The 14,379-nt window shown below is 73.5% G+C and carries 14 protein-coding genes and 2 riboswitches; of the genes, 7 read left to right on the top strand and 7 right to left on the bottom strand.

What is annotated here, in order from left to right; all coding sequences use genetic code 11:
- Positions 1-523: 523 nt before the first annotated feature.
- The 3 genes from ACFWMZ_RS15075 to ACFWMZ_RS15065 form a co-directional block, all read right to left on the bottom strand.
- Positions 524-1,306 (bottom strand): enhanced serine sensitivity protein SseB C-terminal domain-containing protein, encoded by a 783-nt coding sequence (locus ACFWMZ_RS15075; protein WP_383176147.1) that lies wholly within the window; start codon positions 1,304-1,306, stop codon positions 524-526.
- Positions 1,307-1,484: 178 nt separating this feature from the next.
- The gene (locus tag ACFWMZ_RS15070) at positions 1,485-2,252 is read right to left on the bottom strand and encodes an enhanced serine sensitivity protein SseB (RefSeq protein WP_383176144.1); all 768 of its coding nucleotides are present in this window, start codon (positions 2,250-2,252) and stop codon (positions 1,485-1,487) included.
- Between the two features lie 125 nt (positions 2,253-2,377).
- Positions 2,378-3,112, bottom strand: coding sequence for an AAA family ATPase (locus ACFWMZ_RS15065; RefSeq protein ID WP_383176190.1), 735 nt, complete (start codon positions 3,110-3,112; stop codon positions 2,378-2,380).
- A 422-nt stretch (positions 3,113-3,534) separates the two neighbouring features.
- Positions 3,535-3,642, top strand: a riboswitch (glycine riboswitch).
- A 157-nt stretch (positions 3,643-3,799) separates the two neighbouring features.
- Between ACFWMZ_RS15065 and gcvT the strand changes: the two genes are divergently transcribed.
- The 4 genes from gcvT (at position 3,800) to ACFWMZ_RS15045 (ending at position 8,263) form a co-directional block, all read left to right on the top strand.
- The gene (gene gcvT / locus ACFWMZ_RS15060; RefSeq protein ID WP_383201852.1) at positions 3,800-4,912 is read left to right on the top strand and encodes a glycine cleavage system aminomethyltransferase GcvT; all 1,113 of its coding nucleotides are present in this window, start codon (positions 3,800-3,802) and stop codon (positions 4,910-4,912) included.
- A 133-nt stretch (positions 4,913-5,045) separates the two neighbouring features.
- Positions 5,046-5,423 carry a glycine cleavage system protein GcvH gene (gene gcvH, locus ACFWMZ_RS15055; RefSeq protein ID WP_047467119.1) on the top strand — a complete coding sequence of 126 codons (378 nt, stop codon included), beginning with the start codon at positions 5,046-5,048 and terminating at the stop codon, positions 5,421-5,423.
- A gap of 19 nt (positions 5,424-5,442) precedes the next feature.
- A complete protein-coding gene (gene glyA / locus ACFWMZ_RS15050) occupies positions 5,443-6,711 on the top strand; it encodes a serine hydroxymethyltransferase (RefSeq protein WP_383176138.1) in 1,269 nt (422 codons plus the stop codon).
- Between the two features lie 169 nt (positions 6,712-6,880).
- A complete protein-coding gene (locus ACFWMZ_RS15045) occupies positions 6,881-8,263 on the top strand; it encodes an L-serine ammonia-lyase (protein ID WP_383176136.1) in 1,383 nt (460 codons plus the stop codon).
- 40 nt (positions 8,264-8,303) lie between these two features.
- Here ACFWMZ_RS15045 and ACFWMZ_RS15040 read toward each other — a convergent pair whose 3' ends face one another.
- Together ACFWMZ_RS15040 and ACFWMZ_RS15035 are read right to left on the bottom strand one after the other, a co-directional pair.
- Positions 8,304-9,557 carry an MFS transporter gene (locus tag ACFWMZ_RS15040; protein ID WP_383201850.1) on the bottom strand — a complete coding sequence of 418 codons (1,254 nt, stop codon included), beginning with the start codon at positions 9,555-9,557 and terminating at the stop codon, positions 8,304-8,306.
- Positions 9,558-9,615: 58 nt separating this feature from the next.
- Positions 9,616-10,020: a phosphopantetheine-binding protein gene (locus ACFWMZ_RS15035; protein ID WP_383201848.1), complete on the bottom strand. Its 405-nt coding sequence runs from the start codon at positions 10,018-10,020 to the stop codon at positions 9,616-9,618.
- Between the two features lie 1,453 nt (positions 10,021-11,473).
- On the opposite strand from ACFWMZ_RS15035, the gene ACFWMZ_RS15030 reads away from it, so the two are divergent.
- On the top strand, positions 11,474-11,812 hold the full coding sequence (locus ACFWMZ_RS15030) for a hypothetical protein (RefSeq protein WP_383201845.1): 339 nt from the start codon (positions 11,474-11,476) through the stop codon (positions 11,810-11,812).
- A 10-nt stretch (positions 11,813-11,822) separates the two neighbouring features.
- Positions 11,823-12,272 carry an Asp23/Gls24 family envelope stress response protein gene (locus ACFWMZ_RS15025; RefSeq protein WP_383176125.1) on the top strand — a complete coding sequence of 150 codons (450 nt, stop codon included), beginning with the start codon at positions 11,823-11,825 and terminating at the stop codon, positions 12,270-12,272.
- Positions 12,273-12,398: 126 nt separating this feature from the next.
- On the opposite strand, the gene ACFWMZ_RS15020 is transcribed toward ACFWMZ_RS15025, so the two are convergent.
- Positions 12,399-13,163 carry a CbtA family protein gene (locus tag ACFWMZ_RS15020; RefSeq protein WP_383176122.1) on the bottom strand — a complete coding sequence of 255 codons (765 nt, stop codon included), beginning with the start codon at positions 13,161-13,163 and terminating at the stop codon, positions 12,399-12,401.
- A 21-nt stretch (positions 13,164-13,184) separates the two neighbouring features.
- Positions 13,185-13,403 carry a CbtB-domain containing protein gene (locus ACFWMZ_RS15015; protein ID WP_383176119.1) on the bottom strand — a complete coding sequence of 73 codons (219 nt, stop codon included), beginning with the start codon at positions 13,401-13,403 and terminating at the stop codon, positions 13,185-13,187.
- A gap of 52 nt (positions 13,404-13,455) precedes the next feature.
- Positions 13,456-13,554: riboswitch (cobalamin riboswitch) on the bottom strand.
- A gap of 166 nt (positions 13,555-13,720) precedes the next feature.
- On the opposite strand from ACFWMZ_RS15015, the gene ACFWMZ_RS15010 reads away from it, so the two are divergent.
- Complete coding sequence (locus tag ACFWMZ_RS15010; protein ID WP_383201861.1) at positions 13,721-14,347, top strand: histidine phosphatase family protein; 627 nt, start codon at positions 13,721-13,723, stop codon at positions 14,345-14,347.
- Positions 14,348-14,379: the final 32 nt, after the last annotated feature.

The following is a 14,379-nucleotide window of genomic DNA, read 5'->3' as shown; positions in this document are numbered from 1 at the left end:
AAGGGGACCGAAAGGCGCGAAAAGGGGCGCCTGACGAATGATGCGCAGAATTCAGGGTGGTGTACGCCCCGGCGGGAGAGGCGCCGGGAAGGGCCGGACGGGTACGGAACCGGGACGGCCGGGGTACGGGACGAGCACGCGCCCCCGGCCGCGGGGAACCCGGTCACCCGACGGCGCGGGGCCGGCGCCCAGGGAGGCGGCCCGGCCCGTCCGCGGGCCACCCGGGCGCCATCGCCAGGTGGATGACACACAGACGGCCGGGGCCCGCGGCCTCCCCTCTCCCTGCATCGCCTTCGGCTGGAACGAGCGGCTGAAGGGTCGAGTGCGGGGCAACCGGTACCCCCCGCTGCGCGAGGGAAGGTGGGCGGCGGCGAGGACCGGGGTCGCGTCAACAGCGGGGGCGACGTCCCGGGTCAGGCGCGGGCGGAGGCCGTCGGCCGCACCGTCGAGGGGAGCTGCCTGCCGGGCCTCGTCGGCCACTGAGCACCGGCCGGCGGGGCAGGCGGGCGCGGGAGCGCGCCGGTCAGTGCCCGTAGGGCTGGGGGTAGCCGTATCCCGAGGCGGGCGGGGCGGCGTGGGCGTCGCGGTCGTAGAAGGGGCGGGCGTGGGCGCGCAGCCAGAGGGCGACGGGGTCGTACGGGTCGGACATGGCGACGGTGGAGACGGCGAGGCCGTCGGGGACGGCGCCGACCGACTGGCGCATCATCGCGCGCACCGACTCGACGGCCTGGGCTCCCGGGTCGTACACGTCGAGGCCGATCGCGAGGTACGGCACGCCGAGGGCGGGCTGCACCCAGGCGCGGCGCAGCGAGCGGAGCGCGGGGGTGCGGTGCGCGTTCTGCGCCAGCAGGGCGTAGAACTGCGGGAGTTCGATGACCGGTTCGGAGATCCGCAGGGGGCCGGGCGGCTGGGCGTCGAGGCCGACGGCGAGGCGGCGCAGATCCGCCCAGGGGACGCCGACACCGCCGCCGGGGGCGTGCGGGTTGATCCAGAGGCCGACCTGGTCCTGGTAGAGCCCGGCGGCGGCCTCGCGGGTGGCGACCACCTCGTGGGCGCGGGTCCAGCCGCTGGCCGCCAGCTCCTGGGCGGAGGTGACGCAGGGGGCGTAGCCGAGGCCGTCGACCTCCATGGCGGCGTACTGCGCGTCGGGGGAGCCGGCCTGGCCGTGCCAGAGCAGCATCCACACCTGCCCGCCGGGGTCGGCGAGCGCCCGGAGCAGCCCCTCGTAGGCGTCGTACCGCCCGGGGGTCACCTGGCGCAGCATGTGCTCGACCTGCCCGGCCGCGGCCGTGCCCGACGCACTCACCTGTTGACCGCCCCTTCGTCACTTCGTCCCCCGGGGCCTGCCCCCGTCATGCCGGGACCGGCTCCGCGTGACGCGGAACCGGCCAGGTCATGAAACCAGCTTAGGCCCTGTCCGGCCGATCAGGGCGGGTCGGGCCGTGGCGCCGGGCGCGGTGCGCGCGGCGGTGGCCGAACGCCCCTTACGGCTCACGGCGGTAGAAGGGGCGCAGCTTGCCCGCCATCCAGCGGGCGACCAGGTCCTCGGTGGCGTCCAGGAGAACGAGGTTGACCGGCCAGGGGACCGGGGCCCTGCCCAGGGCGCGGCCGAGGGCGTCCATGGCGCGCTGGGCCGCGTCGTCGTCGCGGCGGTTCAGCTCCACGCCGATGAAGAGGACCGGGTCGTCGCCCTCGACGCTGGCCAGGCAGCGGCGGGCGGAGGCGACCACGCCCGCCTCCTCGAACTCCCCGGCGGCGACGCCGAGGAAGTCCACCGGGTCCTCCTGCCAGTCGGGCTCGTAGGTGCGCACCCGGCCGCCGGTGGCGGGCCCGTCGAGCGGGGAGCGGCCGGTGCGGCAGAGTTCGGCCACGGCGGGCGGCGGCAGCGGTACGCCGACGGTGCCGCCCGGGTTGACGGCGATGCCCAGCTGCGGGGGCAGGCCGCGGGCGAACTCGGTGGCGGGGGCGACGGCGAAGGCCAGGTGGCCGCCGACGCAACTGCGGAACTGCTGCTCGGAGCTGAACACCGGGACGTACGCGCCGCCGTCGATGTCCAGGGTCGGCAGGTCAAGGGAGCCGCTGTCGGGGCCGCCGCCGTTGGGCAGCGGGACCCAGACGCTGCTGCGGCCGAGGACCTCCACCAGCCGTCCACCCGCCGCCTCGGCGCCGAGGGAGGCCGCCAGGGCCTCCTCCAGTTCGTTGCCTGGCCATCCGCCGTAGAGCCCGTGGGGGGCCTGGGCCGGGATGCTCATCTGCTCACCGCCTGATCACACATACCTCGTCTGCGCCCCGACCCTACCCGCGACGGGACCCGCGCGGGGTCCGGGGCGACCGGGAGCCCGGACCGGCACCCGGCCCGTGGCGGGCGGGAGTTGGCTCAGGCGCGGAAAACGAGACTACGCAGCCGGTCGGCGGCGGCGCGGTCGAGCAGGGTGGCGGCGCCGCAGCCGGGCGGCGGGGTGCCCGCGTCGAGGGCGGTGCGGAGGCGGGCGACGGCGCGGCGGTGGCGCAGGAAGGCGTACCGGCTGACACCCCTGCCCCGGGCCCGCTGGCCGTCGAGGGCGGTGTCCGGGTCGACGTCGAGGAGGAGCAGGTGCAGGGTGCGGCCCCGGCGGCGGGCCTCCCGGGCGAGCCAGTGGCGGACCCAGCTCTGGGTGCCGCAGTCGTGGACGACGACGCTGCGGCCGGAGCGGAGCAGGCGGCGCAGGGCGGCGTAGTGGGCGAGGCGGGCGAGGGGGCGGTACAGGGCGTAGGGCAGGGCGGCGGGGAGGCGGGCCTCCCACTGCTCGCGGGTGTCCTGCGAGTCGGCGCGGGCGGCGCGGACGGTGCGGCGGATCAGGGTGGACTTGCCGCTGCCGGGCAGGCCCGAGATCACGACCAGGTCGCCCTGGTCGAAAGTGAGGGTGTCGGGGCCGGGGCGGGTGTCCGAGGCCCGCAGGTCGCGGACGGTGGCCGGGGCCTGGCGGGTGCCCGGCTGTGCGGGCAGGGCCGACAGGGTTTCGCCCGGCGCCTGGGCGGGCCCTCCGCGGGTCTCTGCGGCGGTCTCGGCCTGAGCGGTCATCGGTGGGCCGCTGCTGCTCTGCACCGTGGTCGGCTCCCCCCGTGCGGTCACGTGTGTCATCTCCCCCGAGTGTAAAGAGAAGGTAATGCGGCACAAGCCGATTACCGGTCCTGTCGGGGGGCGTGGCGGTTGCCTCCCGGCGGGTCCTGTGGCTGGTCACGCCGGGCGGGTGCGGCTTGGTTCCACCTTCGGCGGGGGTGGGGCGGGCTTGGCCGGAAGCCGCCGTCCGGGCGGTGCCCTGATCGGCCTCGCGTGCCGGGGCCGCCGGGAGTCGGCCGGCTGCCGGGCCGTGGTCACGTCCGTCCCCGATGGCCTCAACCGCCGGCCGGGCTGGAGTTGGCCGGGGATCGGCTGGGCTTCGTGGGGTGTCTCCGGGCCGCACGCGCCCGAGGGCGCCGAGGACAGCGGTGGGCAGGGGTTCTGTGGGGCGGGGGTGCGTGCAATGATGGGCGGCGAACTGCATACCGGCCGCTTGAATCCGCGCGGGAGAGTTCTGGTCGAGGCCCCTGGGGGCGTGGCCGGGACGCCGAAGGAGCAAGTCCCTCCCTTGAATCTCTCAGGCCCCGTACCGCGCGGGCGAGGCACATCTGAAAAGCGGGCCGCCCCGGCGGTCCCACCCAAGGTGCAAGTCATGTCCGCTCCGGCCCCGTGCCCGGGTGGCCGCGGCGAACCTCTCAGGTTTCGATGACAGATGGGGAGGATCGATTCCCCTCGCCGTCATGCCCTGGGAGCGCCCGGATGAGCCAGACCCCCCGTACGACCGCACTCGACGCCACGCACCGTGCGCTCGGTGCCACGATGACCGACTTCGCCGGCTGGGACATGCCGCTGCGGTACGGCAGTGAGCGCGACGAGCACCAGGCGGTGCGGACCCGCGCCGGGCTGTTCGACCTCTCCCACATGGGTGAGATCACCGTCGTGGGCCCGGACGCCACCCGCTTCCTCGCGTACGCCTTGGTGGGCAACATCGCCACGATCGGCCCCGGCCGCGCCCGCTACACGATGATCTGCCGCGAGGACGGCGGCATCCTCGACGACCTGATCGTCTACCGGCGCGGCCCCGTCGAGGCCCCCGAGTTCATGGTCGTCGCCAACGCGGGCAACGCCCAGGTGGTGCTGGACACGCTGACCGAGCGGGCCGCCGGGTTCGACGTCGAGGTCCGCGACGACCGCGGCGCGTACGCGCTGATCGCCGTGCAGGGCCCGGCCTCCCCCGCCATCCTCGCCTCGGTCACCGACGCCGACCTGGACGGCCTCAAGTACTACGCGGGGCTGCCCGGCACCGTGGCCGGTGCGGAGGCGCTGATCGCGCGCACCGGCTACACCGGCGAGGACGGCTTCGAGCTCTTCGTGGCGCCCGCCGACGCGGTGGCCCTCTGGGAGGCGCTGACCGCCGCCGGGGCCGAAGCCGGGCTGGTGCCGTGCGGGCTCTCCTGCCGCGACACGCTGCGGCTGGAGGCGGGCATGCCGCTCTACGGGCACGAGCTGACGACGGCGCTCACGCCGTTCGACGCCGGGCTCGGCCGGGTGGTGAAGTTCGAGAAGGACGGCGACTTCGTCGGCCGAGCCGCGCTGGAGAAGGCGGCCGAGCGGGCGCCGCGCACCCTGGTGGGCCTGGTCGCCGAGGGCCGCCGCGTGCCGCGCGCGGGCTACCCGGTGGTCGCGGACGGCCAGGTGATCGGCGAGGTCACCTCCGGCGCCCCCTCCCCCACCCTCGGCAAGCCGATCGCCATGGCGTACGTCGACGCGGCCCACGCCGCGCCCGGCACGCCCGGCGTCGGCGTCGACATCCGGGGCAGCCACGAGCCGTACGAGGTCGTGGCACTCCCCTTCTACAAGCGCCAGAAGTAGCGCGCCTCCCCGCGTCCCCGGCGGGCCCCGGCCTCGCGCCGGACCCGCAACGTGACGCGACGCACCCGGTCCGTCCCGGATCGCGAGACCTTCCGTTCACCAGCACACCCCCGCGTACAGGAGAATTCACCCCATGAGCAACCCCCAGCAGCTGCGCTACAGCAAGGAGCACGAGTGGCTGTCGGCCGCCGAGGACGGCGTGTCGACGATCGGCATCACCGAGTACGCGGCAGGCGCGCTCGGTGACGTCGTCTACGCCCAGCTCCCGGAGGTCGGCGAAACGGTCACCGCGGGCGAGACCTGCGGCGAGCTGGAGTCGACCAAGTCGGTCAGCGACCTGTACTCCCCCGTCTCCGGTGAGGTCACCGAGATCAACGAGGACGTCGTGAACGACCCGTCGCTGGTGAACACCGCCCCCTTCGAGGGCGGCTGGCTGTTCAAGGTGCGCGTCAGCGAGGAGCCGGACGATCTGCTCTCGGCCGACGCGTACACCGAGTTCTCCGGCAACTGAGACCACCCCAGGGACTGTGATGTCTTCGAAGTCGCTTCTGAACACCCCCCTCCACGAGCTCGACCCCGACGTCGCCGCCGCCGTCGACGCCGAGCTGCTCCGTCAGCAGTCCACCCTCGAGATGATCGCCTCGGAGAACTTCGCTCCGGTCGCCGTCATGGAGGCACAGGGCTCCGTCCTCACCAACAAGTACGCCGAGGGCTACCCGGGCCGCCGCTACTACGGCGGCTGTGAGCACGTCGACGTGATCGAGCGGATCGCGATCGACCGCATCAAGGAGCTGTTCGGCGCCGAGGCGGCCAACGTCCAGCCGCACTCCGGTGCGCAGGCCAACGCCGCCGCGATGTTCGCGCTGCTGAAGCCGGGCGACACGATCATGGGCCTGGACCTGGCCCACGGCGGTCACCTGACCCACGGCATGAAGATCAACTTCTCCGGCAAGCTCTACAACGTCGTCGCGTACCACGTCGACGCCGAGAGCGGCCAGGTCGACATGGCCGAGGTCGAGCGGCTCGCCAAGGAGTCCCGCCCGAAGCTGATCGTGGCCGGCTGGTCGGCCTACCCGCGTCAGCTGGACTTCGCCGCCTTCCGGCGGATCGCGGACGAGGTCGGCGCGTACCTGATGGTCGACATGGCGCACTTCGCCGGGCTGGTCGCGGCCGGGCTGCACCCCTCGCCGGTGCCGCACGCGCACGTCGTCACCACCACCACGCACAAGACGCTGGGCGGCCCGCGCGGTGGCGTGATCCTCTCCACCGCCGAGCTGGCCAAGAAGATCAACTCCGCGGTCTTCCCCGGTCAGCAGGGCGGTCCGCTGGAGCACGTGGTGGCCGCCAAGGCCGTCGCGTTCAAGGTCGCGGCCTCCGAGGAGTTCAAGGAGCGCCAGCGGCGCACCGTCGAGGGGGCCCGCATCCTCGCCGAGCGCCTGGTCCAGCCCGACGTCACCGACCACGGCGTCTCGGTCCTCTCCGGCGGCACCGACGTCCACCTGGTCCTGGTCGACCTGCGCGAGAGCGAGCTCGACGGGCAGCAGGCGGAGGACCGCCTCCACGAGGTCGGCATCACCGTCAACCGCAACGCCGTCCCGAACGACCCGCGGCCCCCGATGGTGACCTCGGGTCTGCGGATCGGCACCCCGGCGCTGGCCACCCGCGGCTTCGAGGCCGAGGACTTCGCCGAGGTCGCCGACATCATCGCCGAGGCCCTCAAGCCCTCGTACGAGGCCGAGGCGCTGAAGGCGCGGGTCACCGCCCTCGCCGAGAAGCACCCGCTGTACACCGGGCTGTAGCAGCCCTGACCCCGGCGATCCACCTCCGCCGGGGCCGCACCGCGCACACTGGAGGGTGCGGGTCAGCTCCATCGGCCCGCACCCTCCACCGCGCCCGGGACCTTCGTACCCGGTGCCCCCCTGCCCCTTCGGCGGACAGCGCCGTCCGCCAGCCGCTAGGAGTTCCCCCGTGGCCATCTCGGTCTTCGACCTGTTCTCGGTCGGCATCGGTCCGTCCAGCTCGCACACGGTCGGCCCGATGCGGGCCGCCCGGATGTTCGCCCGCCGCCTCAAGAACGAGGGCCTGCTCGTCCACACCACCTCGCTCCGCGCCGAGCTGTTCGGCTCGCTCGGCGCGACCGGTCACGGCCACGGCACGCCCAAGGCCGTCCTGCTGGGCCTGGAGGGCGAGTCGCCCCGTACCGTCGACGTCGAGAGCGCCGACGCCCGGATCGAGGAGATCCGCACCACCGGCCGCCTCAACGTGCTGGGCGTCCACGAGATCGCCTTCGACGCCGACGAGGAGCTGGTCCTGCACCGGCGCCGGGCGCTGCCGTACCACGCCAACGGCATGACGCTGTGGGCCTTCGACCACACCGGCGCGACGCTGCTGGAGAAGACGTACTACTCGGTCGGCGGCGGCTTCGTCGTGGACGAGGACGCGGTGGGCGAGGACCGCATCAAGCTGGACGACACCGTGCTGACCCACCCCTTCCGCACCGGCGACGAGCTGCTGCGGCTGGCCGGTGACACCGGCCTGTCGATCTCCGCGCTGATGCTGGAGAACGAGAAGGCATGGCGCTCCGAGGCCGAGATCCGCGCCGGGCTGCTGGAGATCTGGGAGGTCATGCGGGCCTGCGTCAGCCGGGGCATGAGCCGCGAGGGGCTGCTTCCCGGCGGCCTGAAGGTCCGCCGCCGCGCCGCCCACTCCGCCCGCCAGCTGCGGGCCGAGGGCGACCCGGCGGCGCTCGCCATGGAGTGGATCACCCTCTACGCGATGGCCGTCAACGAGGAGAACGCGGCGGGCGGCCGCGTGGTGACCGCCCCGACCAACGGCGCCGCCGGGATCATCCCCGCCGTCCTGCACTACTACGTGAACTTCGCCGCCGGGTCGGCCACCGAGGCCGAGAAGGAGGACGCCGTGGTGCGCTTCCTGCTGGCGGCGGGCGCCATCGGCATGCTCTTCAAGGAGAACGCCTCGATCTCCGGAGCCGAGGTCGGCTGCCAGGGCGAGGTCGGCTCGGCCTGCTCGATGGCGGCCGGCGCGCTGGCCGAGGTCCTCGGCGGCACCCCGGAGCAGGTGGAGAACGCCGCCGAGATCGGCATGGAGCACAACCTCGGCCTGACCTGCGACCCGGTCGGCGGCCTGGTCCAGATCCCCTGTATCGAGCGGAACGGCATGGCCGCCGTCAAGGCCGTCACCGCCGCCCGGATGGCGCTGCGCGGCGACGGCTCGCACAAGGTCTCCCTCGACAAGGTCATCAAGACCATGAAGGAGACCGGCGCGGACATGAGCGTCAAGTACAAGGAAACCGCCCGTGGGGGTCTCGCGGTGAACATCATCGAGTGCTAGGGAACCCTCCCTGAACAACGCGTTCCTCACCGCACCGGCGTCAACCCGGGAGGTCACCGGCAGGGCGAGAGCGTTCGCGGCCTCGTCGGCGGCGCAGCGCCAGGCCGGCGGCGAGGGCCGCCGGCAGCGGGAGGGCCGCCGCCAGCAGGGCGGCGGGCACCGACAGGTGCTCGACCAGGAGTCCGGCTGTCAGAGCACCGAGAGCCGTGCCCACCGCGTTGGTGGACATGAAGAGGGCGAAGGCTTCGCTGTGCCGGCCGGACGGGACGAGTCGTGGAACGAGAGCGAAGGTGAAACTGATGGCGGGGCCGAGGAAGCAGCCCGCCACCATCACCAGGGTCAGCACGCCGGCGTAAGGCGGAAGCGCGACCAGGGCCAGAAACGCCAGCCCGTAGCAGGCGTGGCACACCACCGACCTGCGGGCGTCGGCATCCTGGGCCAGAAAGCGCTCTGCCACCGGCGCGGTCAAGAGCAGCACGGTGGCGGCGCTGGTCAGCGACAACGCCGCGATGAGCAGTCCACTGCCTGCGGGCGCCGTGCCGCGGCTGTGCAGCAGGGCGGGCAGAGAGACGTCGAGGGTGCCCAGATTCACCCCCACGCTGAGGTTGAGCACCAGCAGAGGCAGGAGGGCGCGCAGCAGCCTTCCGGTGCCTTGGCGTAGCTCCGGGGCCGTCTCGGGTGTCCGACGGCCGGGGATACGGCGCACCAGGAGGGAGGCCGCCGCCCAGAAGAGCGCGGCGCAGGCAATGGGGGCGGTGGTGCCGAGTCCGGCGGCCAGAGCGGCGGTGAGGGCGGGCCCGGCGACCCAGGTGATCTCGGTGATGGCGGAGTCCCCGGCGAAGGCGCGGGTGGAGGTGCGTTCGCCCCACAGCACGGGCAGCAGACTGCGCATGCCTCCCGGCACTCCGGACATGGCCACGGCGGCGGCTGCCGCCAGCACGGTCAGCAGGGCCACGGGCACCTGGGTGGCCAGGCCGACGGTGAGGCCGGCCAGCAGAAGGGCACCGCTGACCAGGGGGAGGGTCAGTCCCTCGGGCAAGGTGGTGCGATCGAGCCGCCGGCCGCGCCAAGGGGCGGTCAGAGCCGCCGCGGCGGCGTAGGCCCCGGCCAGTACGCTGCCGGCCATGAAGGAGCCGGTCGCGGAGTGCCCTGCCAGCACCAGGCCCAGCGGCAGCATGGTGGCGGGCAGGCGTGAAGCCGCCGCGGCGAGGGTGTAGAGCAGCCAGCGCCGGTCGGTCCACAGCCGCTCCGTACCCGGCGATCGCTCGATGTGTCCGGTGGACCTGGCGTGCATCGTGCATTCTTCCCTTCGGTGACCGTCTTGTTCTCCTCCGCTCGCTGCGCCCGTGCTTTCAGCCTCGCGTTCCGGGCGCATCCGAGCGCCCGCGTTCGACGAGCGTGGCCAGGTGCGCGACGGTGGGCTCGGCGAGGAAGTCCCGCAGGGCGACGTCGGTGTCCAGTTCCCTGCGGACAAGAGAGACGAAGCGGGCGGCGCTCAGCGAGGTCCCGCCCAGGTCGAAGAAATCCGTCTCCGGTGCCGGTACCCCGGCACCGAGGACGCGTGCGGCGAGTTCGGCGAGCCGTCCGGCCACCGTGCCCTCCGCGCCTTCGACGGGCCCGCCAGGGGCGGCTCGGGCGGCTCGGGCCCGGGCCAGCAGCGCACGGCCGTCCCGCTTGCCGTTGGTGTTGCGTGGGATGGCATCCACGATCACGAGCTGGGAGGGGACCATGTACGGCGGGAGCGTGGGCGCGGACAAGCGGCACCTCGAAGTACCGGCGGGGTCCGGTGTCCCCCTCCACGAACATGTAGTAGGGGACACACCGAGCCTCACCTCCGCGTTCCAGAGCCGTGCGAGCCCGGACAGCGCCGACCGCCTTGCCCATGTCAGGGGAACGGCTCCTGCTCAGCTGCCGCATCCGCGCCAGGTCTGCCGGGTCGAGCAGCCTCCGCCTTCGACCGGGTGGTGCCTCTGTCCTGCCGAGGGATCGCACGCGCGTCCGGGGACACGGACAGCGCTCCCGCCGGCCTCACCACGGCCTGCGGCAGTCAGTCCGCTCGAGCGCGGCCGGGTGGGGCCATGGTGCGGGCGGCGGAGTCGGGCGGAGGGGGCGACGGTGCGGCGTGGGTGACGTGGGTGAAGCGCGGGCGTGGCCGCGCAGAACGGTAATCGCATGCGTCTCCCGGGTTCGGGGCTGCGAGTGAAGGGCCTCCTACGTCCGCACGGGCGCGCGATTCGCAGGGCCGTTTCCCCACCGGCTTGGCGCCGGTGGCCGGCCCGGGCGCGTGCACCGCATGCGACAGGCACCAGGGCTAAGGATGTCGAAACGTCCGGCATCCGCATGTGCTGTGAAGTGGGCTACACGATATGAACGGCCGATCGAGAGTGTCAATTGGCGATTCGACCTTCGCAGGAACGGGCTGAAATCACCCGCCCGTCAATCTGGCTTCTCGCCTCTTCGAACAGCACCGCGACAGCTCACCGTGAAAGCGTCGAGAGAGATTACAGCAAGCAGAAGCGCGAGGGACTTCACACACATTTCACACTTCCGCGAGAGTCTCTGCTGCCTGACCCGTGGCAGTGCATTTCCAGCAGTGACGCGGCTTGTGCTCACTCGCGTTTTCCGCCTTTCCGTTTACTCGCACGACCAACGGGCACACGCCGCGGTTTCCTTCCTCCCGGCCCGGCTCCCGGCCCGGCTCCCGGCCGGGCGTGCCGACGGCCTCGCGCCGAGGGCGATGGCGCAGCCCCGGCGGGAGTTGGCCATGGCGGAAAACCAGTGGGTATTCGTCGAGGCCGCGCCCTGAACGGCGCAGGAACCACTCACGCGTGGCGAGGCGAGTGTCGTATCGCATTCCGGACCTGGTTCAGTGGGTGCACGACCAGGGAATGACCCCAGGCAGCCAGCCTCTTACCTGGGAGAAATCAAGCAAAGAAACAGATCGGTCCGGGACGAAAAACCGGTCCGGACGCCGTTCTCGACTCGACATCGATCACGCACACCATCCTCAGGGAGAGCCGCCGCACGGTCGGCTGCACGGAAGGCCGATGGCTGAAGCAGCGGCCCGACAAACAGCCCGGTAAGCCTGAGAGCACCGCCCCGCGGAAAGGGCCTGCGATACCGCAAAGACATCTCCGGCACTCAGGACCGCTCGCCGGCCACCAGCGAGGACGCCGGGCAGAGGGCGGCTTCCGGCCTGGCGCGGGCACCGTGACGGAGATCGACGCCGTGGCGAGGAACGCGCGGGCCGTCGACCGCGACGACGAACCGCTGACGCTGCCGTACGACCGCCTGGTCCTGGCCACCGGAAGCCGGACCTCACGGACACCGGTGCGCGTGCGCGGCGCCGAGGACATCCACGACCTCGGCACCCTGGGAGCCGCGGCCACCCAGGCCCAGCGGCCACCTGACCCCTCACTCGAATGGCGGGCCGCCGCACCCCGTCGCAGACTGGGAGGGAAGCGCGCAGAAGGCCGCTTTCGTGACATCCGCGGGCGATCCGCCCGAGGGCGGGTCTCCGGGTGGAGCGTGACCGCGCGAGCGCAGTGAGGACAGCCGTATGGCCGACAACTCCGGGTCCGCCACCTCAACCGGTGGTGCGGGCCGCAACGGTTCCGTCAAGGGCAGGACCACCATCGCCGACTCGGTGGTGGCCACGATCGCCGGCATCGCGGCCCGGGAGACTCCCGGGGTGCACGCTATGGGTGGCGGCATGAGCCGCGCGCTGGGGGCCGTGCGGAACAAGGTGTCCAGTGGGGGCGACGACCCGGCGCGAGGCGTCAAGGTCGAGGTGGGCGAGAAGCAGGCCGCCGCCGACCTGGACGTGGTCGTCGAGTACGGGGAGTCGATCTCCGACGTGGCGGAGCAGATCCGCTCCAACGTCGCCCGGGCCATCCAGCAGATGACGGCGCTGGAGGTGGTGGAGATCAACATCTCGGTCGGTGACGTGCACATCGAGGGCGAGGACGACGACGAGGACGAAGGCCAGTCCGCGTCCCGCGTCCAGTGACCGGCCCACCGGGCACTGCCTCGACAAGGTCCGCCGCGCCCGCCCCGGGTGCGGCGGTGGAGCGGACGGCGTACGCGGCGGGGCCCTTGCCGGGACCGGGTCGGCAGGGCCCCGCCGTCGCGCGCGTCAGGCGGCGGCGGTGGCCGCCGGTTCCGGGCGCGGGGCGGTCGGCGGCGTGAGCAGCCGCTGGGCCAGGGTGCCGAAGACCAGGCCGAAGACGGCCCAGAGGGTCGCCTGGACGGCCAGGGTGGCGAGGCGGAACTGCCACAGGAGCTGGCCCGGGAAGTCCGGCCCGACCTCGTTGTAGGAGGGCAGGAAGACGTAGGCCAGGGTGACCGCGAGCAGGAAGGCGGCGCCCGCGGCGACGGTGGCGTTCCAGTTGCCGAGGCGCGGGGCGAGCCGCCGCCCGAGGAGCACGGCGCCGATCGTCAGCAGCACGCTGAGCAGCACCAGCAGGAAGAAGAGCGCGGTGCGCTCACCGATGGTGTCGCCGTCGCCGACGGCCGGCGGGTTGGCCGGGTACTTGAGGAACGGCACGACGTAGACCGCGATCAGGCCGCCGAGGGCGACGAAGGCGGCGGTGGCGCGCGGGCCGAAGCGGCCGATCCGGCCGAGGGCGACGCAGAAGGCGATGGCGGCGATGCCGCCGACGGCGACGCCGAAGACCAGCACGCCGGTGGCGAGGCCGCCGGTGGCCTGCAGGGCGCGGCTGACGAGTTCCTCCTCGCCGCCGTGGTCGTGGTGGCCGCCGGCCGCGTGCTCCTCCAGGGCGATGGCGGCGTCCACCCGGGACTCACCGAGGAAGTAGGCGACGAGCAGGGCGGCGACACCGGCCGCGAGGCCCGCGAGCATGCCGCGGACCAGCAGGGCGCGGACCGAGAGGGAGTTCATGGGTACGGGTTCCCCTCGTGGTCAGTGGCAGGGGAAGCCGAGGAGGTGGCGTCCGTCGTGGACCCACTCGTGGACCCACTCGCCGGAGACCAGGGCGGTGGCGCCCTGCTCGGCGCCGACGAAGTAGAGCAGGACCAGGGCGAGGAGGCCGATGAAGACCGCCCACGGGGCGATGGCCTTCAGCGAGAGAGGGGTGATCGCGGGTATGCCCGCGTCGGTGGGGGCGACTGAATGCGCCATGACAGCTCCTGTGGGAACACGCGTCCCGATCGTGGTGCCTCGGACGACCGGGGGCGGGTCTGACTTCCCGCGGTTTCGCGGGTACACAGTGGCGCGACCGTGCCGGGTTCCCACCGGCTTCCGTCCACCCGTCGTCATGAACGAGGGGACCATACCGCGCACCCGCCGCCACCGCTACGACCTCTCGCGCACTGGACCCCTCTGGCCAGGCGTGATGTGGTGCACATGACGAAACCGAGGTGCCCGGGGCGGCCCCGCGCGGGCTGCCCCGCCACCGGACGGGAGCACTGACGGTGACAGCGCCGACCCTGCGGGTGATGCTGGTCTCACCCGCCCTCAACCCGGCCCTGCGCGAGGCCCGCTTCGACGGGGACGCCTCGCTCGACGCGGCCGGAGCCCGGGCCGCCCGGGCCGCGGCGCCGCACCTTCCGGCGGCGGACCGTTACGCGGTCGGGGCCTCCGCCCGCTGCGCCGCCACCGCCCGCGAGCTGGGCCTCCCGGGCGCGGAATCCCCCGAAGCGGCGCCCGCCGGCTGGGCGTTGGGGCGCTGGGCAGGGCTGCGGCTGGACGAGGTGGCGGCGGCCGAGCCGGAGGCGCTGGCCGCGTGGACCACCGACCCGGAGGCGGCCCCGCACGGCGGGGAGAGTTTGCGCGGGCTGCTGGGGCGGGTCGGGAGCTGGCTGGACGCGGAGGCCTGGGCCGCGGACGGCCCCGGAGGCGAGGGGCCCGGGGCGCGGCGACGCCCGCTGCGGCTGCTGGCGGTGGTGGAACCGGCGGTGGTCCGCGCCGCCGCGACCCACGCGCTGGGCCTGCCGCCCGCGGTCTTCTGGCGGCTGGACGTGGGCCCGCTGACCCTGACCGCGCTCACCGGACGCCCGGGCCGCTGGAACCTGGCGACCGGTCACCCACTGGCCCCGGCAGGAGCGGTGCGGGGCGAGGGCTGACCGCCGGCGGTCCCGCGCGGGCCACCCCGGTA

The organism is Streptomyces sp. NPDC058373 (genome assembly GCF_042723275.1).
GTDB lineage: Bacteria > Actinomycetota > Actinomycetes > Streptomycetales > Streptomycetaceae > Streptomyces.
Note: the sequence above shows the minus strand (reverse complement) of the source record. Positions and strands in the feature narration are given on the sequence as shown.

Coding starts and splice junctions, on each gene's coding strand:
- ACFWMZ_RS15070 (WP_383176144.1), bottom strand. CDS start 2,252: ATGAGCATCCCGGCCCAGGCCCCCCACGGGCTCTACGGCGGATGGCCA.
- gcvT (WP_383201852.1), top strand. CDS start 3,800: ATGAGCCAGACCCCCCGTACGACCGCACTCGACGCCACGCACCGTGCG.
- gcvH (WP_047467119.1), top strand. CDS start 5,046: ATGAGCAACCCCCAGCAGCTGCGCTACAGCAAGGAGCACGAGTGGCTG.
- glyA (WP_383176138.1), top strand. CDS start 5,443: ATGTCTTCGAAGTCGCTTCTGAACACCCCCCTCCACGAGCTCGACCCC.
- ACFWMZ_RS15040 (WP_383201850.1), bottom strand. CDS start 9,557: ATGCACGCCAGGTCCACCGGACACATCGAGCGATCGCCGGGTACGGAG.
- ACFWMZ_RS15025 (WP_383176125.1), top strand. CDS start 11,823: ATGGCCGACAACTCCGGGTCCGCCACCTCAACCGGTGGTGCGGGCCGC.
- ACFWMZ_RS15020 (WP_383176122.1), bottom strand. CDS start 13,163: ATGAACTCCCTCTCGGTCCGCGCCCTGCTGGTCCGCGGCATGCTCGCG.
- ACFWMZ_RS15015 (WP_383176119.1), bottom strand. CDS start 13,403: ATGGCGCATTCAGTCGCCCCCACCGACGCGGGCATACCCGCGATCACC.
- ACFWMZ_RS15010 (WP_383201861.1), top strand. CDS start 13,721: ATGCTGGTCTCACCCGCCCTCAACCCGGCCCTGCGCGAGGCCCGCTTC.